The organism is Allobosea sp. ASV33, assembly GCF_016428755.1.
Taxonomy (GTDB): domain Bacteria; phylum Pseudomonadota; class Alphaproteobacteria; order Rhizobiales; family Beijerinckiaceae; genus Allobosea.
The window spans coordinates 1-23999 of record NZ_JAELTI010000007.1; the positions used below are offsets into that span (position 1 = coordinate 1).

At 66.9% G+C, this 23999-nt stretch carries 23 protein-coding genes; 5 read left to right on the top strand and 18 right to left on the bottom strand.

The features are described 5' to 3' along the window. The 7 genes from JHD80_RS03625 to JHD80_RS03655 all read right to left on the bottom strand — a co-directional run. On the bottom strand, positions 1–346 hold a 346-nt coding region (locus tag JHD80_RS03625), incomplete at its 3' end, for an SIS domain-containing protein (RefSeq protein ID WP_465246491.1). Further along, the gene (locus JHD80_RS03630; protein WP_199085014.1) at positions 339–1286 is read right to left on the bottom strand and encodes a carbohydrate kinase family protein; all 948 of its coding nucleotides are present in this window, start codon (positions 1284–1286) and stop codon (positions 339–341) included. The genes JHD80_RS03630 and JHD80_RS03625, both read right to left, overlap by 8 nt. Next, positions 1283–2359, bottom strand: coding sequence for an ABC transporter ATP-binding protein (locus JHD80_RS03635; RefSeq protein WP_199085015.1), 1077 nt, complete (start codon positions 2357–2359; stop codon positions 1283–1285). The genes JHD80_RS03630 and JHD80_RS03635 overlap by 4 nt, the downstream gene beginning before the upstream one ends. Further along, complete coding sequence (argH, locus tag JHD80_RS03640; RefSeq protein ID WP_199085016.1) at positions 2359–3873, bottom strand: argininosuccinate lyase; 1515 nt, start codon at positions 3871–3873, stop codon at positions 2359–2361. Before argH ends, JHD80_RS03635 begins: the two co-directional genes overlap by 1 nt. A 5-nt stretch (positions 3874–3878) precedes the next feature. Next, positions 3879–4718, bottom strand: a complete 840-nt coding sequence (locus JHD80_RS03645) for a carbohydrate ABC transporter permease (protein ID WP_199085017.1) — start codon at positions 4716–4718, stop codon at positions 3879–3881. Next, positions 4718–5659, bottom strand: coding sequence for a carbohydrate ABC transporter permease (locus tag JHD80_RS03650; protein WP_199085018.1), 942 nt, complete (start codon positions 5657–5659; stop codon positions 4718–4720). Before JHD80_RS03650 ends, JHD80_RS03645 begins: the two co-directional genes overlap by 1 nt. A gap of 31 nt (positions 5660–5690) precedes the next feature. Beyond that, positions 5691–6950, bottom strand: a complete 1260-nt coding sequence (locus JHD80_RS03655) for an extracellular solute-binding protein (RefSeq protein WP_199085019.1) — start codon at positions 6948–6950, stop codon at positions 5691–5693. A gap of 165 nt (positions 6951–7115) precedes the next feature. On the opposite strand from JHD80_RS03655, the gene JHD80_RS03660 reads away from it, so the two are divergent. Further along, positions 7116–8357 carry an ROK family protein gene (locus JHD80_RS03660; RefSeq protein WP_199085020.1) on the top strand — a complete coding sequence of 414 codons (1242 nt, stop codon included), beginning with the start codon at positions 7116–7118 and terminating at the stop codon, positions 8355–8357. 49 nt (positions 8358–8406) lie between these two features. Here JHD80_RS03660 and JHD80_RS03665 read toward each other — a convergent pair whose 3' ends face one another. From JHD80_RS03665 to JHD80_RS03705, 9 genes are all read right to left on the bottom strand, one after another. Continuing rightward, on the bottom strand, positions 8407–8751 hold the full coding sequence (locus JHD80_RS03665; protein WP_199085021.1) for a RidA family protein: 345 nt from the start codon (positions 8749–8751) through the stop codon (positions 8407–8409). 22 nt (positions 8752–8773) lie between these two features. Next, complete coding sequence (locus tag JHD80_RS03670; protein ID WP_199085022.1) at positions 8774–9901, bottom strand: NAD(P)/FAD-dependent oxidoreductase; 1128 nt, start codon at positions 9899–9901, stop codon at positions 8774–8776. Next, positions 9898–11352, bottom strand: a complete 1455-nt coding sequence (locus tag JHD80_RS03675; RefSeq protein WP_199085023.1) for an NAD(P)/FAD-dependent oxidoreductase — start codon at positions 11350–11352, stop codon at positions 9898–9900. Before JHD80_RS03675 ends, JHD80_RS03670 begins: the two co-directional genes overlap by 4 nt. Next, the gene (locus JHD80_RS03680) at positions 11349–11657 is read right to left on the bottom strand and encodes a (2Fe-2S)-binding protein (RefSeq protein ID WP_199085024.1); all 309 of its coding nucleotides are present in this window, start codon (positions 11655–11657) and stop codon (positions 11349–11351) included. The genes JHD80_RS03675 and JHD80_RS03680 overlap by 4 nt, the downstream gene beginning before the upstream one ends. Continuing rightward, positions 11638–12756 carry an NAD(P)/FAD-dependent oxidoreductase gene (locus JHD80_RS03685; protein WP_199085025.1) on the bottom strand — a complete coding sequence of 373 codons (1119 nt, stop codon included), beginning with the start codon at positions 12754–12756 and terminating at the stop codon, positions 11638–11640. The genes JHD80_RS03680 and JHD80_RS03685 overlap by 20 nt, the downstream gene beginning before the upstream one ends. Positions 12757–12770: 14 nt before the next feature. After that, positions 12771–13571 carry an ABC transporter permease gene (locus tag JHD80_RS03690; RefSeq protein ID WP_199085026.1) on the bottom strand — a complete coding sequence of 267 codons (801 nt, stop codon included), beginning with the start codon at positions 13569–13571 and terminating at the stop codon, positions 12771–12773. Next, positions 13568–14434: an ABC transporter permease gene (locus JHD80_RS03695; RefSeq protein ID WP_199085027.1), complete on the bottom strand. Its 867-nt coding sequence runs from the start codon at positions 14432–14434 to the stop codon at positions 13568–13570. Before JHD80_RS03695 ends, JHD80_RS03690 begins: the two co-directional genes overlap by 4 nt. Then, positions 14431–15474: an ABC transporter ATP-binding protein gene (locus JHD80_RS03700; protein ID WP_199085028.1), complete on the bottom strand. Its 1044-nt coding sequence runs from the start codon at positions 15472–15474 to the stop codon at positions 14431–14433. Before JHD80_RS03700 ends, JHD80_RS03695 begins: the two co-directional genes overlap by 4 nt. A gap of 152 nt (positions 15475–15626) precedes the next feature. Continuing rightward, positions 15627–16661 carry an ABC transporter substrate-binding protein gene (locus tag JHD80_RS03705; protein ID WP_199085029.1) on the bottom strand — a complete coding sequence of 345 codons (1035 nt, stop codon included), beginning with the start codon at positions 16659–16661 and terminating at the stop codon, positions 15627–15629. A gap of 120 nt (positions 16662–16781) precedes the next feature. Here JHD80_RS03705 and JHD80_RS03710 point away from each other — a divergent pair, with 120 nt between their 5' ends. After that, positions 16782–17687 carry a LysR substrate-binding domain-containing protein gene (locus JHD80_RS03710; protein ID WP_248311375.1) on the top strand — a complete coding sequence of 302 codons (906 nt, stop codon included), beginning with the start codon at positions 16782–16784 and terminating at the stop codon, positions 17685–17687. Between the two features lie 18 nt (positions 17688–17705). Here the strand turns inward: JHD80_RS03710 and JHD80_RS03715 are convergent, their stop codons facing one another. Both JHD80_RS03715 and JHD80_RS03720 read right to left on the bottom strand, forming a co-directional pair. Then, complete coding sequence (locus JHD80_RS03715) at positions 17706–18899, bottom strand: glycosyltransferase (RefSeq protein ID WP_199085030.1); 1194 nt, start codon at positions 18897–18899, stop codon at positions 17706–17708. After that, on the bottom strand, positions 18848–19450 hold the full coding sequence (locus JHD80_RS03720) for a MarR family transcriptional regulator (protein WP_248311376.1): 603 nt from the start codon (positions 19448–19450) through the stop codon (positions 18848–18850). The genes JHD80_RS03715 and JHD80_RS03720 overlap by 52 nt, the downstream gene beginning before the upstream one ends. 327 nt (positions 19451–19777) lie before the next feature. On the opposite strand from JHD80_RS03720, the gene JHD80_RS03725 reads away from it, so the two are divergent. From JHD80_RS03725 to JHD80_RS03735, 3 genes are all read left to right on the top strand, one after another. After that, complete coding sequence (locus tag JHD80_RS03725; protein WP_199085032.1) at positions 19778–21532, top strand: type I secretion system permease/ATPase; 1755 nt, start codon at positions 19778–19780, stop codon at positions 21530–21532. After that, positions 21529–22887: an HlyD family type I secretion periplasmic adaptor subunit gene (locus tag JHD80_RS03730; RefSeq protein ID WP_199085033.1), complete on the top strand. Its 1359-nt coding sequence runs from the start codon at positions 21529–21531 to the stop codon at positions 22885–22887. The genes JHD80_RS03725 and JHD80_RS03730 overlap by 4 nt, the downstream gene beginning before the upstream one ends. A gap of 297 nt (positions 22888–23184) precedes the next feature. Further along, entirely contained in the window at positions 23185–23979 is a 795-nt protein-coding gene (locus tag JHD80_RS03735; RefSeq protein ID WP_199085034.1) for a calcium-binding protein, read from the top strand. Positions 23980–23999 lie beyond the last annotated feature (20 nt).

Sequence of the window (23999 nt, forward strand, 5' to 3'; positions counted from 1 at the left end):
CGCCGCCGCGCTTGGCCGTCTCGGTCAATTGCAGCGCGTCCGGGCTGCGGCCGGATTGCGAGGCGGCGATGAAGACCGCCCCGGAGAGGTCGATCTCTCCACGATAGACGGAAGCCAGGCTGGGGCCGAGCGAAGCGACCGGCAGGCCGAGCGCGCGTTCCAGCAGATATTTGCCATAGGTCATGGCATGGTCGGAGGAGCCGCGGGCGCAGGTCGCGATGAAGGCGGGCTTGCGCCGGCGCAGGCGGTCGCCGAGCAGCGCCATGGCTTCGCCGTTGATGGCGATCTGGCGAGCGGCGACCTCGGCGGCTTCCGCCGCCTCGCGCGTGAGAAGGGTTTCAGGCATCGATCCGGTCATGGTTGCGCAGCAGGGCCAGGCTCATCGCGTCGACATCGCCGCGGTCGAGCCGCGTCCCGGCTCCGCCGACCGAACGCACCGAGAGGGTGCCGCAGGCGATGCCCTCGGCCAGGGCTTGTTCGGCCGGGTGTCCGGCGAGCCAGGCGGCGAGGAAGCCGGCATTGAAGGCGTCTCCCGCCCCGGTCGTGTCGAGAACCGGGCCGCCCTCGGGCGCTGGAAGAGGAAGGGTCGTGTCGCGCTGGAACAGGCGCGCGCCGTTGCCGCCGTCCTTGATCACCACGAGGGGGAAATGGCCGGCGAGGCGACTGCCGGCTTCATCGAGGTCGTCGCAACCTGCGATGGCGCGCGCTTCGGCCGCGTTGGGCAGGAAGATATCGGCGCCGGCGGTGCGCTCGATCAGGTCGGGCCGGCGGATCCAGTCGTCGTCCCAGCTCGGATCGAGCGAGACGGTGAGGCCGGCGCGCTTGGCCCTGTCGATCAGGTCGGGGATCTCGGCGAGCGTCGCGAATTCGGCAATGTGGAGATGGCGCGCGGCCGGGTCGGCGAGGGCGGCGTCCAGCGTCGCCGGGCGTGCGCTGCCGGCGCGGCGCGACAGGAAAGCGCGCTCGCCGTCCTGCACCATCACGACGGTCGGCTGCGGGCCGGCATCGTGCGCGCGTTCGACCCAGCGCAGATCGACGCCGCTATTGGCCAGCGCAGGTGCGAGCGTGCCGGAGAGCGGGTCCGTGCCGATGCGGGCCAGCAGGCCGGCGTGCAGGCCGAGCGCGGCGAGATGGGCTGCCGTGATGAAGCCGCCGCCGCCCGGCACGATCGCGACGGTTTCGGCGAACCGCTCCTCGCCGAGGCGCGGCATCGCGTCGAGCCCGCGGAAGACGATGTCGCAATAGAGCCGGCCGATACTGAGGACGAGGTCGCGCCCGGCGCTCATAGGGCGCGCTCGGTCGCGGCGTCGAACAGGCGCAGCGCGTCGATGCCGGCGCCGAGGCGGACGTCGTGGCCGACGAACGGCGGCGCCTTGGCCGGGGCCGAGGCGAGGATCAAGCCATCGCCATGCTCGACATGGACGAAGGTCTCGGACCCCAGCGGCTCGACCACCGCGACCTTGCCGGTGAGGACGAGATCGGCGGTTTCGCCGGGCGCCAGCACGCGCAGCTCCTGGGGGCGGACACCGACCAGAACCTCGGCGGGGAGTGCTGTCGGGCGCGGCGGCAGGGCGATGGTGTTGCCTGCCAGCTCCAGCTTCGCTTTGCCGTCGGCGGTGCTCGTCTTGGCCGGCAGGATGTTCATCGTCGGCGAGCCGATGAAGCGGGCGGTGAAGACGTCCGCCGGCTTCTCGTAGAGCTCCATCGGCGCGCCGACCTGGAGGATGCGGCCGTCGCGCATCACCACGATCCGGTCGGCCAGCGTCATCGCCTCGACCTGATCATGGGTGACGAAGACGATGGTGCGGCCGAGCCGCTGGTGCAGGCGCTTGATCTCCAGCCTCATCTGCGCCCGCAATTGCGCATCGAGATTGGAGAGCGGCTCGTCGAACAGGAAGGCGGCGGGGTCGCGCACCATGGCGCGGCCGATGGCGACGCGCTGGCGCTGGCCGCCGGACAGGGCCGAGGGCTTGCGCTCCAGTAGCGGCTCAAGGCCGAGGATGCGGGCGGTCTCCTCGATCCGGCGGCGCTTCTCGGCCTTGTCGAGCTTCGCCGTATAGAGGCCGAAGCCGATATTCTCGGCGACGCTCATATGCGGGTAGATCGCGTAGTTCTGGAACACCATGGCGATGTTCCGCTCCTTCGGCTCCAGCCGGTTCACGGGCCGGTCGGCGATGGTGATGGTGCCGCCGTCGATCTCCTCAAGACCGGCGATCATGCGCAAAGTCGTCGACTTGCCACAGCCGGACGGGCCGACGAAGACGACGAATTCGCCGTCCTCGATCGTCAGGTCGATGCCGTGGACGACCTGCGTCTTGCCGTAGCGCTTGACCAGCCCCTGAAGCTCGATACCCGCCATCAGGCTGCTCCCATCAGATCCGCGAAGGCGGCATCGAGTTCATGGCGCGCGGAAGCCTCGCGCGCGGCGGTTGCGGTCGCGGCGAGGCCGGCTGCCACCAGCACGCCGCGATAGCCGGCGAAGGCGGCGGCGAGAGCCTGCGGCCCCGGCCCGCCGAAGCGCTCGCGCACCGCGACGAAATGCTCGGGCGAAACGGCCTCAGTGAAGGCGGCCTCGTTCAATTCCGGCTCGCGGCCGGCATGTTCCTGGAAGGCCTTGCGGAACGGGGCATAGCCGTCGCGCGGCAGGTCGCCATCGGCCGCGACCACGGCACGCGCGACATCGGCGGCGATCTCATGGGCGGTGCGGAAGGAGAGGCCCTCCGAACGGACCAGCGTGTCGGCGAGCTCAGTGATGGTGATGCAGGAGCGGCGGATGTTCTCAGCCACGCGGCGGCCGTCGACCTGGAGCGCCGGCAGCAGCGCGGCGAGGAGGCCGAGCACGCGCTCGCCCGTCGCGAAGGCCTGGTAGCCGGCCTCGTTGGTTTCGCCCTCGGCGTCGTTCATGTCGGTAAAGGGCGTGTTGTGGACGATGTCCCTGACCATCCGGGCGCGTGCCATCGCCTGCGAGGCGAGGTGGCGCAGATGCTCGATCGGAACGGGATTGCGCTTCTGCGGCATGATCGAGGAGATCTGCACGAAGGCATTGGGCACATAGAGCTGGCCGACCTCGAAGGCGGTCCAGACCTGCAGATCCTGGATCAGGCGGCCGAGATGCAGGAAGACGAGTTCGAGCGCGCTATAGGTTGCGGTGAGGTAGTCGATCGCGGCGATGCAGCCATAGGAATTCTGCAGCGGGCCGGAAAAGCCGAGCAGATGCGCGACGCGGGCGCGGTCCAGCGGGAAGCCCGAGGTGGTGATCGCGGCGGCGCCCATCGGCGAGAGATCGAGCAGGGCACGCGCCTGCACCAGCCGCTCATGGTCGCGCAGCATCACCTCGATGGCGGCCGAAAGGTAATGGCCGAAGGTGGTCGGCTGGGCCGGTTGGCCATGGGTATAGGCGACGATCAGCGTCGCCTTCTCGCGCTCGGCGAGGTCGAGCGTCGCGGTGATCAGCGCGCGCAGAAGGCCGGCCATATGGTCGAGCCGCGGCTTGAGCGCTAGCTTGAACAGCGTGTGGTCGATATCGTTGCGCGAGCGGCCGGTATGGAGGCGCCCGGCATCGTCGGCCGGCAGGCGCTTCTTCAGCTCGGCCTCGATCAGGAAGAAGTAATCCTCGACCGTGCCGTCATAGCGCAGCGCCGCCGGGTCGATCTCGGCATCGATGGCGTCGAGCGCGCGGGCAATGCGGCCGGCTGTGGCGCGCGGCAGGATGCCGGTCTCCGCGAGCATGACGAGATGGGCGCGGTCGATGGCGCGGAAGCTCTGGACATGATGAGTCTTCGCGCCGTCGAAGAGCGGGCGCAGCACGGTCTCCTTGTAGACGGGATCGGGAAAGACGGACGTGTCGGCCGTCCGCGGATCGGTTTTCGTCATGGCAATCAGCCCTTGAGACCGGCGAGGACCACGCCGCGCACGATATAGCGCTGGAGCAGCAGGAAGACGGTCAGCGTCGGCAGGGTCGCGAGCGCGGCGCCGGTCATGATCAATTCCCACTGGACCTGCGATTCCACCGCGAAGCTCGTGAGCCCGACCGGCAAGGTGTAGAGCTCCTTGGAGGTCGTCACGATCAGCGGCCAGATGAAGGCGGTCCAGTTGCTGAGGAAGGTGAAGATCGCCAACGCCGAGAGCGCCGGCGTCACCAGCGGCAGGGCGATGCGCCAGAAGATCGCGAACTCGTTGAGGCCGTCGATGCGCGCAGCTTCGAGGAAGTCGTTCGGCACGGTCTCGAAGAACTGCTTCATCAGGAAGGTGCCGAAGGCCGTCATCATGCCCGGGAACATGATGCCCCAGTAGCTGTCGAGCCAGCCGAAGTTCTTGGCCATGACGTACCAGGGGATAACCAGCATCTCGGTCGGGATCATCAGCGTCGAGAGGATGGCGATGAAGACGAGATAGCGGCCGCGGAACTGGAATTTCGCGAGGGTGTAGCCGACGAGGCTGTCGAAGAAGACGTTCGAGAGCGTGACCGCCACCGCGATGCCGAAGGAATTGGCGAACCAGCGCAGGAAGCGGCCGTCCGAGAGCACGGTCACGTAGTTGCTCAGCGTCGGATGGGCCGGGAAGAAGGCGAGATCGTAGATCTCGGAGGAATCCTTCAGCGAGGTCGCGAACATGAAGGCGAGCGGCGTCACCATCAGCAGGCCGCCGCCGAAGAGCAGCAGCCAGGCGATGATGCGGCCGGGCTCGATGCGCAGGGCCATGGGGGAGGCGGCGCTCATCAGCGGTCTTTCAGCAGCCTGAGCTGCAGCAGCGAGACCACGAGCAGCACGAGGAAAAGCACGACGGTCTGGGCTGCGGCATAGCCCATGTCGAAGGAGGAGAAGGCCGTCTGGTAGATCATCAGCACGAGCGGCTTGGTCGCGTTGAGCGGCCCGCCGGGGTCGCTGCTCGTCTGGCTGGTCATGTTGTAGACCTGATCGAAGATTCGCAGGAAGCCGATCGAGGAGAAGACGACGAGGAAGACGATCGTCGGCTTGAGCAACGGCAGTGTGATCCGCCGCAGGATCGTTCCGTTCGAGACGCCGTCGATGCGGGCGGCCTCGTAATAGGTCGTCGGAATGGCGCGCAGGCCCGCCATGAAGATCACCACCTGGAAGCCGAGGCCGGCCCAGATGGCGGGCGCCAGCACGGCCGGCAGCGATTGCGTCGTCGAGCGCAAGAAGGGCTGCTGGGCGATGCCGATGCCGGCGAGCAGGTTGTTGAACAGGCCGATCGGCACCGGCTGGTAAAACCAGCGCCAGACCCAGGCCATCGCCGCGGCGGTCGTCAGGAAGGGCAGGAAATACAGCGCCCGGATGAAACCGTGCAGGACGCGCACGCGGTCGAGATGGTAGGCGATGGTGAAGGCGAGCAGCAGGCTGATCGGCGTGCCCAGCAGCAGGTAGAGCGCCGTGTTGCCGAAGACCTTCCAGAACACGGGATCGGCAAGGAGGCGCTTGAAGTTGGCCAGCCCGACAAAGGAGGGCTTGGTCAGGAGGTTCCAGTTGGTCGTGGAAATCCAGAAGGCTTCCAGCGTCGGATAGAAGCGCACCACCGCATAGAACAGCACCGGCACGGCCAGGAAGGACCAAGCCCAGAGGACCTGCTTCTGACGCATGCCGAGGCCCGAGAAGAGACGGGTGCCGGATCGCGCATCGACACGAGACGAAGAGGCATTCATCGCGACAATCCGATCCGGCGCCCGACCAACATCACTTCTTGTAGAAGCGGTCGAGGATGGGCTGCTCGGCCTTGGCGGCTTCGGCGAGCGCGGCCTTGGCGTCCTGGTTCTGCAGCAGCACGCGGTTGAGCATGTCGAGCGAGACCTGGCGCTGGGCCATCTCGTCGACGAAGACGGTGGCGTAGGAGTAGTTGAGCGCCTTGAGGAACGGCCCGTAGATCGGGTGGTTCAGGTTCTTCTCGGTCTCGGCAGCCGCCTTGCGCGCCGGCAATTCGCCGACGGTCTCGAGCCAGAGCTGCATCGCCTCGGGCGTGGTGACGAAGGCGAGGAACTTCTTGGCCGCTTCCAGCTTCTCGCCGGTCGGCTTCGTGGTGATGCCGTTGACCCAATAGCTGGCGAAATTCGCCTTCTTGCCGTCGGCCGAGGCCGGAAGCTCGGCGACGCCCCATTCGAAGGCCTTGATGCCGCCGAAGGCGCCGAGACGGAAGGAGCCGTCGATCGTCATCGCGGCGCGGCCGGCGCGGAAGGCGGCCTGGCCCTCGTCCATGAAGCCGACCTGGCCGACCTTGTGGACGCGCTGGAGATCGGCATACCAGTTCAGCGACTTGGCACCGGCCTCGCTGTCATAGGTCACCTTCTTGTTGTCGTCGCTATAGGGCGCGCCGCCGTTCTGGCGCAGCAGCGTCTCGCGCCACCAATGGTAGTCCTGGCCGGGGAAGTCGAGCGTGATGCCGGCGGAGAGCATGTTGCCGGCGCCGTCGCGCTTGGTCGTCTTCTTGGCGAAATCGAGCAGTTCGTCGACGGTCTTGGGCGGCGTGTTCGGGTCGAGCCCCGCCTCCTGGAAGAGCTTCTTGTTGTAGAATAGCGCGAGCGAGCGCACCGCCGTCGGCAGCGCGTAATACTCGCCGTCGCGCTTCATCGCCGAGACGATCGGATAGAATTCCTTCTCGATCATCGCGGGCGGGAAGGCGTCGCGCGGCAGCGGCTGGATGAACTTGGCGCCGACGAAATTGTCGAGCCAGCCATAGAAGAGCTGCACGACGTCCGGGCCCTGGCCGGCCGGCATCGCCGCGGCGATCTTGGTCTGGTAGTCGGCATAGGGGAAGGTCGTCTGCTTGACCTTGATATTCGGGTTGGCGGCCTCGAAGCGCTTGATCAGCTCGGTCATCGCCTTGACGCGCGCGTCGAAGACATACTGCCAGTATTCGATCTCGACGGTCTGCGCCTTCGCGCCGGCGACCGCGCCGACCGAGACCATCAGACCCAACAGCATCCCGCGTAGACCGCGCATGACCCTCTCCCCTGATTTCAGCGTCCTCCGTCCCTGCCGGCGGACGGCATTCGGGAGGCTCGCCGGCATCGTCGTCTCGTCGGCCCTCGGCTGTCAATCGATTAATTCACTTGAGTTGGATTAATTGCCGGAGCAGGCTGTTTGCCCGCCCTTGCGTGACCGCCTATGCCGAACCGTCCCGTCCCTCCCTCCCGCAGCGTCGCCGTCGGCACCAATCCCGAGCGGACGCGCAGCCATAACCGCCGCGTGGTGCTGGAAACCGTGCGCCAGCACGGGCAGCTCGGCCGCTCCGACATCGCGGTGCTGACGAAGCTTACGGCGCAGGCGGTCTCCAACATCGTCGCCGAGCTGGTCGAAGAGGGGTTCCTAACCGAGCTCGGCCGGCGCCGCACGGCGCGGGGCCAGCCCCCGGTGGAGTTCGCGGTGAATCCCGAGGGCGGGATGACGGCCGGCATGGAGATCGCGGCCGATCACGTCACCACCGTGCTCGTCGACCTCGCCGGGCGGATCAGGGCGCAGCGCATCGCCCCGCTCGCGGATACGACGGTTGCGGGCGTGCAGAAGACCGCCGCGGCAGAGCTGGCAGCGGTGCGGCGCGAAGCCGGCCTGCCAGAGCGCCTGCTCGGCTGCGGCGTGGTGATGCCCGGCCCCTTCGAGATCGAAGGCATGAACTCGGTCGGCACCTCGCCCTTGCCGGGCTGGGCCGGGCAGGATGCGGCGCAGCTTCTGCAAGACGCTCTGAACACGCCGGTCGTGATCGAGAACGACGCCAATGCGGCCGCGGTGGGCGAGCATCTCCATGGCCTCGGCCGCAACCTGCGCCATTTCTGCCAGATCTATTTCGGCGCCGGTCTCGGTCTCGGCGTCATCGTCGCCGGCCAGCCTTATCGCGGGGCCTTCGGCAATGCCGGCGAAATCGGCCATATTCCCGTGGTACGGGACGGGCGCGCCTGCGCTTGCGGCGGGCATGGCTGCCTGGAACGCTACGCCTCCTTCCATGCGCTGGCGGAGACCTTGCGCGAGGCCGGTATTGCCGGGGTTGGGCCGGAGGAGGTCGCGCGCCTGCATGCGCAAGGGCATCCCGCCTTGTCCGGCTGGATCGCGGAGGCGGCCGGACTATTGGCGCCCGTCGTGACGATGCTAGAGAACCTGTTCGATCCGGAGACCGTCATCCTCGGCGGCGAGATGCCGGATACGGTGATCGACGCGCTGATCGCGGGGATGGCGCCCCTGCCGATCTCGGTAGCGAACCGTCCGGGGCGGACGATCCCGCGCGTCCAGAGGGGCGGGACCGGGCGTTTGACGGCAGCGCTCGGCGCGGCGGCGCTGCCCTTGCTCGACACGATGACGCCGAAGCTCGACCGCGTCAGCCTGACGGCGGAGGCGCCTGTCCCGGCTTCGAACTGACTGGGCAAGGCCAGCGGTGGGCAACCGCCGGCCCTTGGTCCAGGGCGGCTCAGCGTGCGGCGGTGACCACGATCTCGATCATTGCGCCGCCGCCGAGATCGGCGACGCCGACGGTCGCGCGGGTCGGCATGTCATCGCCGAAGAAGCCGGTCCAGGCGGCGTCCATCTCCTTCTTCTGGGAGAGGTCGGTGACGAAGATCTGCGCGGCGACGATCGCCTTGCGGTCGAGCCCGACCTCGCCGAGATAGCCCTCGATCTTGCCGAGGATGTTCTGCGTCTGCGGACCCATCGACTGCTTGGTGTCGTCGGCGATGACGCCGCCGACGAAGACGAGATTGCCGGTCTCGACGATGCGGTTCTGGATGGGCGTGCGGATGGAGCGCTTGATGGCCATGGATGGTCTCCTCGGGTTAAATTCAGTGGGTGGTGGCGAAACGGGCGATGCCGAGGCCGTCGATCGGCACGTTCGAACGGCCGGTCGCGATGATCTCGGCCATGACGGCGCCGGCACCGGGCCCAAGCTGGAAGCCATGGGCCGAGAAGCCGAACTGGTGGTAGACGCCTTCATGCTTCGCGCTCTTGCCGAAGACCGGCAGGTCGTCCGGCATGCGCGCCTCGATGCCGGCCCAGGCGCGCACGATCGGTGCGCCCCGCATGATCGGGAAGAGATCCCAGACCGTGCCGGCGCTGATCGCGAGCTTGCGCCAGTCGAGCAGCGTGACGTTCTCGTCGCGCAAGGGCGTTCCGAGATGGCCGCCGCCGATCAGAACCGTGCCGTTGTCGAACTGCTTGAAGGAGAGTTTTCGCCCGCGCAGGATCACCACCGGCTTGATGAAGGCCGGCAATGGCGCCGTGATCATCAGCATCGGAGCGATAACCGAGAGCGGCACTGGCTCGCCGAGATCGGCGGCGATGCGGTCGGCCCAGGCCCCGGCGGCATTGACGATGCGGGGTGCGAGGAATGCGCCGGCATCGGTGACGACGCGCCAGTTCGGCCCGTCCCGCTCGACCTTGGTGACGCGCACGCCCTCGCGGATGGTCACGCCGAGGCTTTCGGCCTTGCGCTTGAAGGCCTGTGTGGCGCGCAAGGGGATCGCGGCGCCGTCGCGGCGCGAGATCACGCCGCCCGGGCAAGTCTCGGAGACGGCCGGGACGATCTCGCGCAATTCCTTGGCGTCGATCATCTCCTCGTGGTGGAAGCCGCGCAGCGTCAGGTCGGCGACGCGGGCGCGGCAGCCCTCCAGATCGGCCTCGTCCTCGGCGACCAGTACCTGCCCGTCGCTGGTGAAGCCGCAATCGTCGTCGACCAGCTCGGCGATGTTGTGCCAGAGCGCCATCGAGGCGTTGGAGAGCGGGATTTCCGCGACATGGCGGGCGAGCTGACGCACGCCGCCGGCATTGACGCCGGAGGCATGACGCCCGGCATGATCCTTCTCGATCAGGATCACCGAGAGCCCGCGCATGGCGCAGTGCATGGCGGTCGAGCAGCCATGGATGCCGCCGCCGATGACGATGACATCGGCGCTGCGGGCCTCCCTGGTCATCGGACGACCGCCTTAACCGAGGCTTCTGTCTGCGGCAGGGCCGCGAGTTCGGCCAGCGTCACCGGCTTGATCGGCGGGCGCAGGCGGTAATAGCCGGTTTCGGCCGGGGTCGTGCCGCGTGTTTCGGCGATCAATTCGACCACGGTCGGGCCGCAGAGGCGTCCTTGGCAGGTGCCCATGCCGCAGCGCAGGAAGGCCTTCATCTGGTTGGGGCCGGTGACGCCGAGGCGGCTGGCCGCGTCGCGGATCTGGCCCGCCGTGACCTCCTCGCAGCGGCAGACGATGGTCTCGTCCTTCGGTGGTGCCAGGAATTGCGGCGCCGGCTTGTAGAGCAGGTCGAGGAAGCGGCGACCGCGCAGCTTCTTATCCAGTTCGGCGCGGATCGGAGCGGCCTGCCGGTCACGCTCGGCCTCGTTCAATTTGCCGAGCTGCGAGGCCGCCCCGAAGGCCGCGATCTCGCCGCGTAGCGCCGCGCTTTCCGCGCCACCGATGCCGGCACCGTCCCCGGCGATGGCGATGCCGGGCACGGTGGAGGCGAACCAGGCATCGACGCGCGGCACCCAGGCGTGCTGCTCCCCATCGAAATCATGGGCGCAGCCGGCGGCATTGGAGAAGTTGACGCTGGGTATCACGCCTTGGTGCAGCAGCAGCGTGTCGCAGGCGATCGTGCCGGTACGGCCGCCTTGTTCGAACTGGACCGTTGCCAGCTTCCCTTCGCCGGTCGCCGTCAGGCTGGTCACCCCGGAGACGAAGCGGAGCTTGCGCCGCGCGGCCAGCATCAGCTTCAGGCCCTTGGCGAGATAGGGCGAGCGCAGAAAATCCGGGATGGCACCGAGCGACTTGGACCAATTGGCCGACGGCGTCGTGTCGAGCACCGCGGCGATCTGGCAGCCGGCGGCCGCGAGCTGGCCTGCCAGCAGGTAGAGCAGCGGGCCGCAGCCGGCGACGACGGTGCGTCCAGACGGAATGGCGCCGGCAGATTTCAGCGCGATCTGGGCGGCGCCGGCCGTCATCACGCCGGGCAGGGTCCAGCCGGGGATCGGGAAGGGGCGTTCCTGCGCGCCGGTGGCGAGGATCACCTGTTTCGCGCCGATGATGCGGGCCTTGCCGTCGAGCGAGAGGCCGAGCTCGAAAGTGCCGGGCGCGGTCTCGTCCGGGCCGATCGACCAGACGGTACAGCGCGAAGCGTAAGCCGCTTGCGAGCGCTCGAAGCGCGCGACGATGTCGGCGCCGCGCCAATAATCCTCGCCGAGGATGGCGCGGTTCTTCACCGGCGTCGTGGTGACGGCGCGGTAGATCTGGCCACCGGGCGCCGGGTTCTCGTCGGCGAGCAGGACGGAGAGGCCGAGCTCGGCAGCGCGGGCGGCGGCGGAGAGGCCGGCCGGGCCGGCGCCGACGACGACGAGGTCATAGCTCTCGGCGAGCTGTTCGATGCTGGCGATCGGAATCATTCCGCGGCCTCCGTGAGATGACGGCGGCCATGCTGGGTCTCGATGCGCATGCCCTCCGCGAGCGGGACGAGGCAGCCCTGCCGGTTGCCAATGCCGTCGATGACGACGAGGCAGTCGAAGCAGACGCCCATCAGGCAATAGGGCGCGCGCGGGGTGTCGGAGACCGGCGTCTCGCGGCAGGCGACGATGCCGTTCGTGAGCAGGGCCGTGGCGACCGTGTCGCCCGCGCGGGCCGTCATCGGCCGGCCGTCGAAGGTGAAGCTCAGCGCCCCGCGGGCGGCAAGGTCAGCTATGGGCCGGAACATGGAACCTCCGTGCGGTGAAGCTCGCGACGCTCTCGGGCAAGGTGCCGGCGAGGATCGCGGGAGCGAGCGTCAGGGCATGATTGGCGGCAAGCGTCACGCCGGAATGGCAGGTAACGACGAAAGCGCCGGGATGGGTCTGCGACTGGTCGTAGATCGGGAAGCCGTCGGGGCTCATCACGCGCAGCGCCGACCAGGTGCGGACGACGTTGAGGCCGGCGAGGCGCGGGAACATCTTCACGGCGCGTTCCGCCATGGTCGAGAGGATCGGCTGGCCGACGACGGTGTCGAAGCCGCGGTCCTCCTGGCTGTCGCCGATCATGACGCCGCCCTCGTCGGTCTGGCGAACGGTGACCATCGGGTTGTGCAGGAAGGGTTCGGTCTTCTCTGTGACGATGATCTGGCCCTTGCTTGGCTTCACCGGGGCGTCGAGCCCGACCATCGGGGCGAGGCGCGCATTGCCGAGCCCGGCGCAGAGCACGATCTTGCCGGCGCGCATCTCGCCCCAGGGGCCGGTGATGGCGAATCCGCCGTCCTTGGGCACGATGCTCTCGACCGGGCTGTTCGGGCGGTAGTCGACGCCGCGCCGGACCGTCGCCTCGCGCAGCGCCCGGAACAGCTTCAGCGAGTTCACATGGCCGTCGAGCGGAGAATAGAGCGAGCCGACCACGTCCTTGCCGATCGCGGGCAGGCGTCGCTTGGTCTCCGCATGGTCGAGCACTTCATACGGGAAATCGGTTAGCGGCCGGCTGTTATGGAGCCGGCGCATCGCGTCGACGCGCTTGTCGAGTTCCTCCTCCGAAAGGCAGAGCATGAAGCCGCCGGGCTGGCTATGGGCGACGTCGATCCCGGTCTCGCCGGCAAGCGAAGCGGCCAATTCGTGCCAGCTATCGGCGGAGCGGCGCGACCAGAGCGCGTAATCGGGCATGCCGAAGCCCTTGGACTGCACCCAGACCAACGCGAAATTGCCGCGCGAGGCCCGGAAGGCTGTGTCGCCTTCGTCGAGGATCGCGACCTTCGCGCCGTTGCGGGCGAGGCCGAGCGCGATGGCGCCGCCGACCACGCCGCCGCCGATCACGGCGACATCGGGTTCTGTGGACATGGTGGGCACGAGAATCAGCCTTTCCCGGTTCCGACGAACAGCCGATCGAGCCCGAAGAGCCTGTCCAGCGCCATCAGCAGGATGGCGGTTAGGGCGATCAGGCAGGCGGAGACGGCTGCGATGAGCGGGTCGATATTGTCCTGGATGTAGAGGAACATCCGGACGGGAAGTGTGGTGGTGGCGGGCGAGGCGATGAAGACGGTCATCGTCACCTCGTCGAAGGAGTTGATCGCGGCGAGCAGCCAGCCGGAGACGACGCCCGGCAGGATCAGCGGCAGCGTCACGCGACGGAAGACCACGGCCGGGCTCGCGCCGAGCGAGATCGCGGCATGCTCGATGCGCCGGTCGATGCCGTAGGAGGCGGCGAGCACGAGCCTGAGCGCGAAGGGGATGATCACGATGATATGGCTCAGCACCAGCCCGAGGAAGGTCCCGGAGAGGCCGATCTGCGTGAAGAAGCGCAGGAAGGCGATGCCCAGGACGACATGGGGGACCATCAGCGGCGACATGAACAGGGCGGTCATCGCCTCGCGTCCGGGGAAGCGGTAGCGGGCGATGGCGAGCGCGGCCGGGACGGCCAATCCGATCGCGACGGTCGAGGAAAGTGCCGCCAGCCAGAGCGAGTCGCGAAAGGCGCGCAGGAACTCGGGATAGTCGAGGATCGCCCTGAACCAGCGCAGGCTCCAGACGCGGCCGGGCAGCGAGAGATAACCCTCCGGCGTGAAGGCGACGAGGCAGACCACGACCAGCGGCGCCAGCATGAAGACGACGAAGAGCGTGTGGAACAGGATCGCGAGGGGGCCGTTGCGGCTCATTCGAACACCTGTGAGTAGCGGCGCTCGACCAACCGGTTGGTGCCGACGGTGAGGATCACCAGCGCGGCGAGCAGCAGCACGGCGACGGCGGCACCGAGCGGCCAGTTCAGCGTGTTGAGGAACTCGTCATAGGCCAGCGTCGCCGCGACCTTGAGCCGCCTGCCGCCGATGATGGCGGGGGAAGCGAAGGCGCTCGCCGCCAGCGCGAAGACAATGACCCCGCCCGAGAGGATGCCCGGCACGATCTGTGGCAGGATCACGCGCCGCCAGATCGTCAGGCGGGAGGCGCCGAGCGAGAGCGCGGCGTTCTCGATCTGCGGATCGAGCCGCTGCAGCGAGGCCCAGACTGCGAGGATCATCAGGGGGATCAGCACATGGACGAGCGCGATCACCACGCCGGTCTCGGTGAACATGAATTCGAGCGGCTGGCCGATCAGGCCGAGCGCCATCAGCCCACGGTTGACCAGCCCGTTGGAGCCCAGCAGCAACGCCCAGCCGAGCGTGCGCGCCACCACAGAGACCAGCAAGGGCCCGAGGATCGCGAGCAGGCAGAGGCCGCGCCAGGCCGGCGACATCCGGTTGAGGATATAGGCCTCGGGCACGCCGATCAGGATCGCGAACAGCGTCACCAGCACGGAGATGCGCAAGGTGCGCAGGAAGACTTCGAGGAAATAGCTGTCGCTGAAGATCTCGCGGAAGTTCTTCAGGGTGAACTCGGCGACGATGCCCTTGTACTGGCCCCAGTCGTAGAACGCGAGCAGTACGGTCATGCCGAGCGGAATGATGACGAGGGCGAGGAAGACGGCGAGCGCAGGCCCCGTCAGCCAATAGGGGGTCGTGCGGGCGGAGGCGTCCGGGCTCATGCGCCTATCCCTTCCGCCAGCAGCGCGGCATCGCCCGGGCCGAAGCTCAGCTTCACGCTCTCGCCTTCTTCGGGAACCGGCGTGCCGTCATTGTGCCGGATCAGGGTGACCGGGCCGGCGGCGCTTTCGGCGGTCAGCAGCCAATGCGCGCCCTGGAAGACGCGTGAGGCGATGCGGGCGCTGAAGCCCGGCGCGCCATCGGCCGCGAAGCCGAGGCGCTCGGGGCGGACGGCGATGCGCAGCGCGCCAGAAGTGGCGCCGGCGAGCGGTACGGACAAGGTTTCGATCGCGACACGGCCGCTTCCGTCACCGGTTGCCGTCAGGACATTGGTCTTCCCGAGGAAATTCGCGACGAAGGCGGTGTCGGGCGCGCCATAGACGGCGTCGGGTGCGCCGATCTGCTCGACGCGGCCGCGATTCATCACGACGATGCGGTCGGACAGCGCCATCGCCTCGTGCTGGTCATGGGTGACGAGGATCGTGGTCGTGCCGATCGAGCGCTGGATCTGGCGCAGTTCGCCTTGCATCTCCTCGCGCAGCTTGGCGTCGAGATTGGAGAGGGGCTCGTCGAGCAGTAGCAGGGACGGCCTGATGACCAGCGCGCGGGCGAGCGCGACGCGCTGCTGCTGGCCGCCGGACATGCGGCGGGGATAGCGTTCCTCGAAACCCTTGAGTCCGACCAGCGCCATCGCCTCCAGCGTGCGCTTCTCGCGTTCCGCCTTCTCGACGCCGCGCATTTCCAGCCCGAAGGCGATGTTCTGCGCCACGGTCATATGCGGAAAGAGCGCATAGCTCTGGAAGACGATGCCGAGGCCGCGCTTGTTGGGCGCGATGCCTCCGAGATCGCCGCCGTCGAGCAGGATGCGGCCGCGATCGACCGGCACGAAGCCGGCGATCATCTGCAACGTCGTGGTCTTGCCGCAACCGGAAGGGCCGAGCAGCGAGATGAATTCGCCGCGCGCGACCGAAAGGTCGAGCCCCTCGACGGCAACCGCCGCGCCGTAGGACTTGCCGAGGCCTTCGAGAACGAGATGGGACATGGATTGTTTGCTGGCCTCGTTTGAGGGCACGGAAACTCCGCCGTCATCCCGGGCTTGACCCGGGATCCATCGAAGGGCGTTGCGCTCTACAATGGATTCCGGATCTCCGCTTCGCTTCGTCCGGAATGACGGAGGTTGAGATCGGAAGGGCCTTATCGCTCGATCTCGCGGTTCCAGCGCTTGGTCCATTCCTCGCGCTTCTCGTTGGCGACGTCCCAGTCGACCGCCTTGAGCGTCTTGACCTGCTCGCCATAGGGCAGGCCCTTCTGCTCATCGGCGGTGAGCGTCACCGTCATGTTGGCGGGGCCGAAGCCGGCGCCCGTCGCCATCACCTTCTGGATCGGCGGCGACAGCATGTACTGGATGAAGGCATTGGCCTCGGCTGCGTTCTTCGAACCCTCGACCGGGCAGGCGGCGGAACCGAGAGCGAAGCCGCCTTCCTTGGGATAGACAAACTCCACCGGGAAGCCGGTATCGGCGAGCGCCTTGACTCGGCCCGAGCCCCAGACGCCGAGCACGGCCTGGCCGCTCTGGAACAACTCGGTCATCTTCGCCGGGGAGGGCTCATAGGCGACGATGTTCGGGTTGATTTCGGTCTTGAAGGCCTTGAAGCCGGGCTCGATATTCGTCTCGCTGCCGCCGCCGAGCTGCGCCTCGGCGAGCAGCGCATGCAGGCCGTAGGTGTTGTTGATTGGCGGCACGACGATCTTCTTGCCGTAGGTCTTCGATTTCAGGTCGGCCCAGGAGGTCGGCGCCGGCCATTTGTTCTCGTCGAAGACCTTCTTGTTGTAGAACAGGCCCGAACCGACGAGGCCGAGACCGACCGCCTTGTTCGACTTGAACTTCATCACCGGCGCCACGTCCTTGTAGACAGGGCCGTCGGTCAGCGTGCCGCAGAAGCCGAGCGCCACAGCCTGATAGGCCGGGCCATCGTCGACGATCGCGACGTCGATCTGCTGGTTGCCCTTCTGGGCCTGCAATTTGGCGAGCGTATCGGTCGAGTTGCCGGCGACGTATTCGACCTTGACGTTGGCCTGCTTCTCGAAGGCCGGGATGACGTCCTTGCGCATTGTCTGTTCGTAGGAGCCGCCATAGCCGGCGACATAGATCGTCTTCTGCTGGGCGAAAGCGGTGGTTCCGGCGAGTGCGGTTCCGGTGACAAGAGCGAATGTGATGGCGAGCTTCACGGTATCCCCTCCTCGTTTTCGAGTGATGCCGTTAGGTTCGGGGCTGATCTGGAACTGGTCAAATCGAATGTTTCGTGCAAGCGATGCCGAAATGTTATGTCCTGCTCAGGGGGCTTGATCATGCTCAATCCGCGCCAGATCGAGGCTTTTCGGACGGTGATCGTGACCGGGGGCGTCACCGCCGCGGCCCAGGCGCTGAACGTCACGCAGCCGGCGGTGACGCGTCTGATCCAGGACCTGCAATATGCGCTCGGGCTGCCGCTGTTCGTGAAGCGCGGCGCGCGGCTGGTGCCGACGAGCGAGGCGCTGTCGCTCTACCGCGAGGTCGAGCGCCAGTTCGTCGGGCTGGAGCGCATCGAGAATGCGGCCCGCAACCTGCGCGAGGGGCGGGCCGGTTCGCTGCGGGTCGCGGCGCTGCCGGCCTTCAATGTCGGCTTCCTGCCGCGGGTCGTCGGGGGCTATCTCAAGCAGAAGCCCGATCTGGAGATCGCGATCTACGGCAGCATCTCCTCGCAGGTCGTGGACTGGGTGACGTCGGGCTTCTGCGAACTGGGCTTCGCGCAACTGCCCCTCGACTTTCCCGGGATCGATATCGAGATCCTGCCGGCGATGGCGCCGGTCGCCGTGCTGCCGACCGGGCACCGGCTCGCGGCCAAGGCTGTGCTGGCACCGGAGGATTTCGTCGACGAGCCGTTCATCTCGCTCGAACAGTCGACGCAATTGCGCTACCGCATCGACGCCCTGTTCTCGGCCCATCGCGTCGCGCGCCAGACCCGGGTCGAGACGCCGCTGTCGATGATCGCCTGCGGTCTGGTCGCAGCCGGGGCGGGGCTTTCGGTGGTCGATCCGTTCACGGCCGAGGAATATCGCGGCAAGGGCGTCGAGGTGCGCCCGCTCAGGCCGTCTGTGACCTACGATATCGCGATCATCTGGGGCGCCGGCCGCTTCCGCTCCGCGGTCGCACAGGATTTCGCGGGAACTGTCCGGGCCGCTGCGCTCGATTTCGCCGGAACCGCGGCTGCCTGACAGGGCGAATGGCCGTCTCTAATCCCCGAACTGATGGATCCAGCCGGTCTGTCTGATGATGCAGCGCTCGCGCTCGTAACCGGCGATGACGGTGTCCCGGGCGGTGCGGCGCAATGGCCGCATCAGAGTGGGGCTCACTAGAGCTTCCGCAATCCGTTCCGCCAGCGCTTCGCTGTCGCGGAACGGGGCGAGCAGGCCGTTGGTGCCGTCGCGGATCACCTCTTTCACAGGCTCGGTGTCGGAGCCGACAACAAGACAGCCGCAGGCCATCGCCTCCAGCAGCGACCATGAGAGCACGAAGGGAACGGTGAGATAGACATGGACGGCTGAGACCTGGAACAGCCGGATCAGGTTCTCATAGGGCAGCCAGGGAATATGGACGATCCGGTCGCCGAGCCCGGTTTCGGCGCACATCGCTTCGCGCCAGCTATTGCCGTCGGAACGGGGGCGGCCATAGCCCGGGCCGTCGCCGCCGACCACGACGAAGAGCGCGTCGGGGCGGCGTTCCGCGAGAATCTTGGCTGCGCGCATGAATTCGGGATAGCCGCGATAGGGGTCGAGATCGCGCGCGACGAAGGTGACGACCGGCATGCCCGGCTTCAGTATCCGGCCGTCGGGCAGAACGAAGGCCGCCTCGGCATCTGGCCGGCAGACGCTCGTGTCGATGCCGTCATGGCAGACGGCGATGCGCTGGCGATAGGCCGCCGGATATTGCCGGCGCTGCCATTGCGTCGGCGCATAGGCGGCATCCAGCGTATCGAGGGCGAGGAGCTGGGCCGCGTTGCGCATCCGCACGCGCTGGCGATCGGCCGGGGGAATCGGCTCGTCGCTGCCGAAATCGAGGTCGGAGTCGGTGCTGCGATGGTAATATTCACAATAGCCGATCAGCGCCGCGTCGGGCAGCGCGTCACGGGCGAAGAGCATGCCGCCCCAGCCCATATGGCCGAGGACGACATCGGGCGGGTCGCTGCGCTTCAGGCGCTCCATCAACCGTGCCACCGCCTCCCCGGTGCGCAAGTGATATTCGGTCGCCGCGAGCGCGGGGTGCTGGGTCGCGGTCTCGTCGACCGCATAGACGAGCTGGCGCACGCCCGGCGCCTGCTGCGCCGGGCGTTCCGTGATCAGCGTGACCTCGGCGCCTTCGGCGACGAGGCTGCCGATCAGAGCAGCGAATTGACCAGATCCTGCGCGATGAACGAATAGGACATGCATGATGCGAGCAGCACTCCGCCGTAGCGGAGCGCGTCGTTCCACCACTGTTCGAGTTGGCGCAGGGTTTCGTGCGTCGTGTTGAGGTCGGTCTCGCGGTTGCTCTCCAACCGCTGGCCGAACTGGCTGGCCTCGTCGAGCAGCCGCAACCGCTCGCACAGCATCTGCCCTTTCAGCGAAAGCGAGATGCGGGCCTGCCGGCGATCGCGCGGCGATGCCCCGCGATCGAGATAGCCGTTCTCGACGAGCTGCTTGAGATTATAGGACGCGTTCGAGCCGCCGTAGTGGCCGCGGTCCAGCAGATCGCGCACGGCGATCTCGCCTTGTCCGATCGTCATCAGCACCATCACCTGCGATGGCGAGATGTCGTCGATGCCGAGCTTGGTCAGCTCGAGCCGGAGATAATCCAGGAAGCGCCGGCTGACCCGCTCGATCACCCGCGCCAGATCAAAAGGGGAAATTCGGCGATCGGGGGCCTCGTCGAGGACACCGGAACCATTCGCCGGATGGTGGCCGTTCAAGGAACTGCCTGTGAATTGCTCGCCGCCGCGCAATTTGAAGTGCATTCCTTACCCCGCCTGATCGAAAATTAAACAATCCATCCGTTTGTCTCCTGTCGTGCCGAGAAGCCTATAGGCAAAGCACATGCCATCTACGTTAGCTAATAGATAAGATTGTAGTAATCTTCAGATAGATGGAAACTAGTTCGAAATTCAAAATTTCTCATAGTCTGGCCTTATTTGCTTCCATCCGATTCGACGAGTTAGGCTTCTAATCTGTCATAATCTTGACACTCCCTCCATGTCTCGTTGTAGGGCCGATGACGGGGCTTTCCCCATAATTCTCTCGGACCTCAGATTCCCTCATTCGCGGAGCCTTGCATGAAGGCGGTGAAGCCGGCCCCCGACGCCTTGATCCGGAATCTCCAGCGCTCGTTCGTCGGCGGCCTGACCTATGCGGCTGCGCTCAGCCTGTGCGTGAACCTGCTGCTGCTGACGGTGCCGCTGTTCATGATGCAGGTGCAGGACCGGGTGACCGTCAGCCGCAGCTACGACACGCTGACGATGCTGCTGGTGATCGCGGTTGGGGCGCTCGTGCTCTATGGCGTGATCGAGTTCATCCGGTCGCTGACCTTCCAGGCGATGGCGAGCATCTTCGCGCGCAATCTCAATTTGCCGGCTTTGCAGGCGGCGGTGAGCGCCTCGCTCGAGCAGGGCTCGGGGCAGGCGACGCAGGCGATCCGCGATCTCAACGACATCCGTTTCTTCATCGCGAGCTCGGCGATCGCTACGCCGCTCGAGGCGATCTGGTCGCCGGTCTTCCTCGCGGTGCTCTTCGCGCTGCATCCGATCTACGGGCTGGTCGGCCTCGCCTCGCTGATCATCCTGCTGCTGCTCGGCGTGCTCTCGGACCTGCTGACCCGCCGCATCCTCAAGGACGCAAACGAGGCCGGTGTCGCCAGCATCAACGAGGTCGGCGCCAGCCTGCGCCATGCCGAGACGATCGAGGCGATGGGCATGCTGCCGGCCCTGTCCAAACGCTGGCGCGGGCAGCAGCTCGCGATGATCGAGCAGCTCGACATGGGCACGCGGCGCGGCAAGTTCATCGCCGCCGTGACGCGCTCGTCCCGGATGACGATGCAGCTCGCGGTCTATGCGACCGGCGCCGTCCTGATCATCCGCAACGAGGTGACGGCGGGCACGTTGATGGCCGCGAGCATCCTGCTCGGCCGCCTGCTGGCGCCGTTCGATTCCATGATAACCGACTGGCGGCAATGGGTTTTGTCCGCCGCGGCCTGGAAGCGCGTGCGCGAGCTGGTGCTGAGCCGCAGCTCACAGCGCCAGACCGTGCCGACGCCGCCCTGCCAAGGCGATCTCGTGATCGACCGCGTGATCTATGCGCCCGCGGGGCAGGAGCAGACGGTCATCAAGAGCGTCTCCTTCACGCTCTCGCCGGGCGAGGTGCTCGGCGTGGTAGGCCCCTCCGGTGCCGGCAAGTCGACCCTGGCGCGCCTGCTCGTCGGCGTGCTCAAGCCGAATGTCGGCGGCGTCTATCTCGATGGGCACAGCACCTATCTGTGGGAACGCGGCTCCTTCGGCGCGATGGTCGGCTATCTCCCGCAATCGGTCTCGCTGCTCAACGGCACGATCGCCGAGAATATCGCCCGCATGCGCGAGCCCGACCCGCATGCCATCCTGGAGGCGGCGCGCATCGCCGGCGTGCACGAGCTGATCGGCCGCCTGCCCCTCGGCTACGACACCAATGTCGCCGACAGCGATTTCAATCTCTCGGGTGGGCAACGCCAGCGCATCGGCCTGGCGCGGGCGCTCTACGGCATGCCGCGCCTGATCGTGCTCGACGAGCCCAATGCCAATCTCGATGCCGAAGGCGAGCAGAGCCTGATCCGGGCGATCGCGGCGGCGCGCGAGAGCGGCGCCATCGTCGTGCTCATCGCGCATCGCCCCTCGGTGATGCAGGTCGTCGACAAGCTGCTCGTGCTGCGCGAGGGCCGCGTGCAGCAGTTCGGGCCGCGCGGTGAGATCGCCGGCATGATCACGCCGGGCGGCCGCGTCGAGCTCGATCCGGCTGCCAAGGCTCCGGCGGCTCCGGCCCATGTGCGCGAGGTGAAGGCATGACCGGAAACTCCCTGATCAAGCGCCCCGAGCATTCGCTGACGATCCAGGGCGACGTGGTCGATGTCGATGACGAGCGGGCGCCGAGCCTGCGCAATCTCGTGCTGGCCGGCGTCGCCGCAATCGGCGTCGGCTTCGGCGGTTTCGGCGCCTGGGCGGTGACCGCACGGCTCGACAATGCCGCCGTCGCACCGGGCCTCGTGGCGGTCGACAGCAAGCGCAAGACCGTCAGCCATCTCGAAGGCGGCATCCTCAAGACCCTGCTCAAGGCCGAGGGCGAGCGCGTCGCGCGGGGCGAACCGCTGCTGCGGCTGGAGGATGCGCGCCAGCGTGCGGAATTGCAGCAATTGCAGGCCAAGCGCATCGGGCTGGAAGCCAAGCTCGCACGCCTGCGGGCTGAACAGACCAGCGCCGGCGAGATCGCGTTTCCCGCCGATATCGCGCAGATGACCTCGCCGATCGCCCGCGAGGTGCTCCTCTCGGAACAGGGCCTGTTCAAGTCCCGTGCCCAGGTCCATGACGGGAAGGTCCATATCCAGCAGCGCGTGATCGAGCAGCATCAGGCGGAATCGGATGCGCTGAAGGCCCAGATCGACGCCACCGTCCAGCAGCGCTCGCTCATCGACGAGGAGGTCAGGATCATGGCCGAGCTCTACGAGAAGCGCTACGCCAAGCGCAGTCAGCTCGTCGAGCTCCAGACCAAGCAGAGCGAGCTCTCCGGCAAGGCCGGCGAGCTCACGGCCCGCAAGGCCAAGGCCGAGCAGGCGGTCGCCGGGGCCAATCTCGAAATCCTTTCGATCAGCCTCGAACAGCAGAACGATATCGGCGGCGAGATTCAGGAAGCCCAGTTGATGCTTTCGGAGGTGACCGAGCGCATCGTCCAGGCCGAGGACGTGCTGCGCCGGCTGGTGGTGACCGCGCCGCAGGAAGGCGTCGTCGCCAATATCCGGATGCGCACGGCTGGCAGCGTGATCGCGGCCGGCGAAGCGATCCTCGATATCGTGCCGGAGCACGAGCCCCTGATCGTCGAGGCGAAGGTCGATCCTCGCGACATCGATGCCGTGAAGGTCGGGGCCGCGACCCGCGTGCGGCTGACCGCGTTCAACTCGCGCCTGCTGCCGCCCTTGGAGGCCAAGGTTAACTATGTCGCGCCGGACCAGCTCGTCGATGAGAAGTCAGGCGCGCCCTATTTCGTGGTGCGGGCCGAGATCGATCCCAAAAGTTTGCGGGATTACAAGGTCACGCTCCATGCCGGCATGACGGCGGAGGTCATGATCGTCAACGGCGCCCGCCGCGCGGTCGACTACCTGCTCTCGCCGATCACCGACAGCTTCAACCGCGCCTTCCGCGAGGATTGAGCCCTCGTCGACGATGCGCAGCCGGGCACACCCGCATAGCCGGACTTATATTTCGATTTTGAAAGTATATCCGTTGGAATATCGATAGTTTATTGATCGTAAAATAAAGACCAAATCATGCTGCGTCGCAAAATGATCACAATAAAAGACTTGCTGCGCTGCAGCTATTGAGCAATCTTCGTGCGGTCGAGCGATGGCCTGATCTATTGATGGCTGTCGGAATCGTTCCTGGTCTTTCCGTTCCGCGGTGCGGCCGCCGAACGTTCCAGGTTCACCAGATCGCCCAGGAGGTGCCGTATGGCGACGATCGAAGGAAGTGCATTCGACGATTTTTTGATTGGGACGCGTTTCAGCGACGTGATCCACGCAGGCGCCGGGGATGACATCGTCCATGGCGGAGACCAGGTCGATACCCTGTTCGGCGAAGAGGGCAATGATCTCCTGTTCGGCGATAGCGGCAATGACGCCCTGTTCGGCGGCGAGGGCAACGACATCCTCTTCGGCGGACTCGGCGACGATGTCCTGTCCGGCGACGAGGGCAACGATGCGCTGTTCGGTGGTGAGGGCAACGACATCCTGCTCGGCGGCGCCGGTGACGACATCCTGCGCGGCAATGCCGGCGACGACGTCCTGATCGGTGGCGAAGGCAACGACGTGCTGCAAGGCGGGCCGGGCAACGACATCCTCCAGGGTGGCGCTGGCAACGACGTCCTGCAGGGTGGCGATGGCACCGACATCCTGCATGGCGGCGACGGCAACGACATCCTGCAGGGTGGCGCCGGCGACGACATGCTGTTCGGCGGTGCCGGCAACGATATCCTGCATGGCGGCGCGGGCGCCGATACCTTCGTGTTCGCCGGCGGCGGCGGCAACGACGTCGTGCTCGACTTCCAGGCCGGCACGGACATGCTGCAGATCGCGTCCGACATCAACGGCACGGGCGTCCACTCCGCGGAAGACGTCGCTGCGCGTGCGACCACGGTCGGCGGCAACACCGTCATCGATCTCGGCAACGGCGACAGCCTGACCCTGGTCGGTGTCTCCGCCGACGACGTTCAGGCCGATCCGAACTCCTACTTCACGGTCGCCTGATCCTGATGCCGCCTCTCGTC

Coding starts and splice junctions, on each gene's coding strand:
- JHD80_RS03630 (WP_199085014.1), bottom strand. CDS start 1,286: ATGAGCGCCGGGCGCGACCTCGTCCTCAGTATCGGCCGGCTCTATTGC.
- JHD80_RS03635 (WP_199085015.1), bottom strand. CDS start 2,359: ATGGCGGGTATCGAGCTTCAGGGGCTGGTCAAGCGCTACGGCAAGACG.
- argH (WP_199085016.1), bottom strand. CDS start 3,873: ATGACGAAAACCGATCCGCGGACGGCCGACACGTCCGTCTTTCCCGAT.
- JHD80_RS03645 (WP_199085017.1), bottom strand. CDS start 4,718: ATGAGCGCCGCCTCCCCCATGGCCCTGCGCATCGAGCCCGGCCGCATC.
- JHD80_RS03650 (WP_199085018.1), bottom strand. CDS start 5,659: ATGAATGCCTCTTCGTCTCGTGTCGATGCGCGATCCGGCACCCGTCTC.
- JHD80_RS03655 (WP_199085019.1), bottom strand. CDS start 6,950: ATGCGCGGTCTACGCGGGATGCTGTTGGGTCTGATGGTCTCGGTCGGC.
- JHD80_RS03660 (WP_199085020.1), top strand. CDS start 7,116: ATGCCGAACCGTCCCGTCCCTCCCTCCCGCAGCGTCGCCGTCGGCACC.
- JHD80_RS03665 (WP_199085021.1), bottom strand. CDS start 8,751: ATGGCCATCAAGCGCTCCATCCGCACGCCCATCCAGAACCGCATCGTC.
- JHD80_RS03670 (WP_199085022.1), bottom strand. CDS start 9,901: ATGACCAGGGAGGCCCGCAGCGCCGATGTCATCGTCATCGGCGGCGGC.
- JHD80_RS03675 (WP_199085023.1), bottom strand. CDS start 11,352: ATGATTCCGATCGCCAGCATCGAACAGCTCGCCGAGAGCTATGACCTC.
- JHD80_RS03680 (WP_199085024.1), bottom strand. CDS start 11,657: ATGTTCCGGCCCATAGCTGACCTTGCCGCCCGCGGGGCGCTGAGCTTC.
- JHD80_RS03685 (WP_199085025.1), bottom strand. CDS start 12,756: ATGTCCACAGAACCCGATGTCGCCGTGATCGGCGGCGGCGTGGTCGGC.
- JHD80_RS03690 (WP_199085026.1), bottom strand. CDS start 13,571: ATGAGCCGCAACGGCCCCCTCGCGATCCTGTTCCACACGCTCTTCGTC.
- JHD80_RS03695 (WP_199085027.1), bottom strand. CDS start 14,434: ATGAGCCCGGACGCCTCCGCCCGCACGACCCCCTATTGGCTGACGGGG.
- JHD80_RS03700 (WP_199085028.1), bottom strand. CDS start 15,474: ATGTCCCATCTCGTTCTCGAAGGCCTCGGCAAGTCCTACGGCGCGGCG.
- JHD80_RS03710 (WP_248311375.1), top strand. CDS start 16,782: ATGCTCAATCCGCGCCAGATCGAGGCTTTTCGGACGGTGATCGTGACC.
- JHD80_RS03715 (WP_199085030.1), bottom strand. CDS start 18,899: ATGCATGTCCTATTCGTTCATCGCGCAGGATCTGGTCAATTCGCTGCT.
- JHD80_RS03725 (WP_199085032.1), top strand. CDS start 19,778: ATGAAGGCGGTGAAGCCGGCCCCCGACGCCTTGATCCGGAATCTCCAG.
- JHD80_RS03730 (WP_199085033.1), top strand. CDS start 21,529: ATGACCGGAAACTCCCTGATCAAGCGCCCCGAGCATTCGCTGACGATC.
- JHD80_RS03735 (WP_199085034.1), top strand. CDS start 23,185: ATGGCGACGATCGAAGGAAGTGCATTCGACGATTTTTTGATTGGGACG.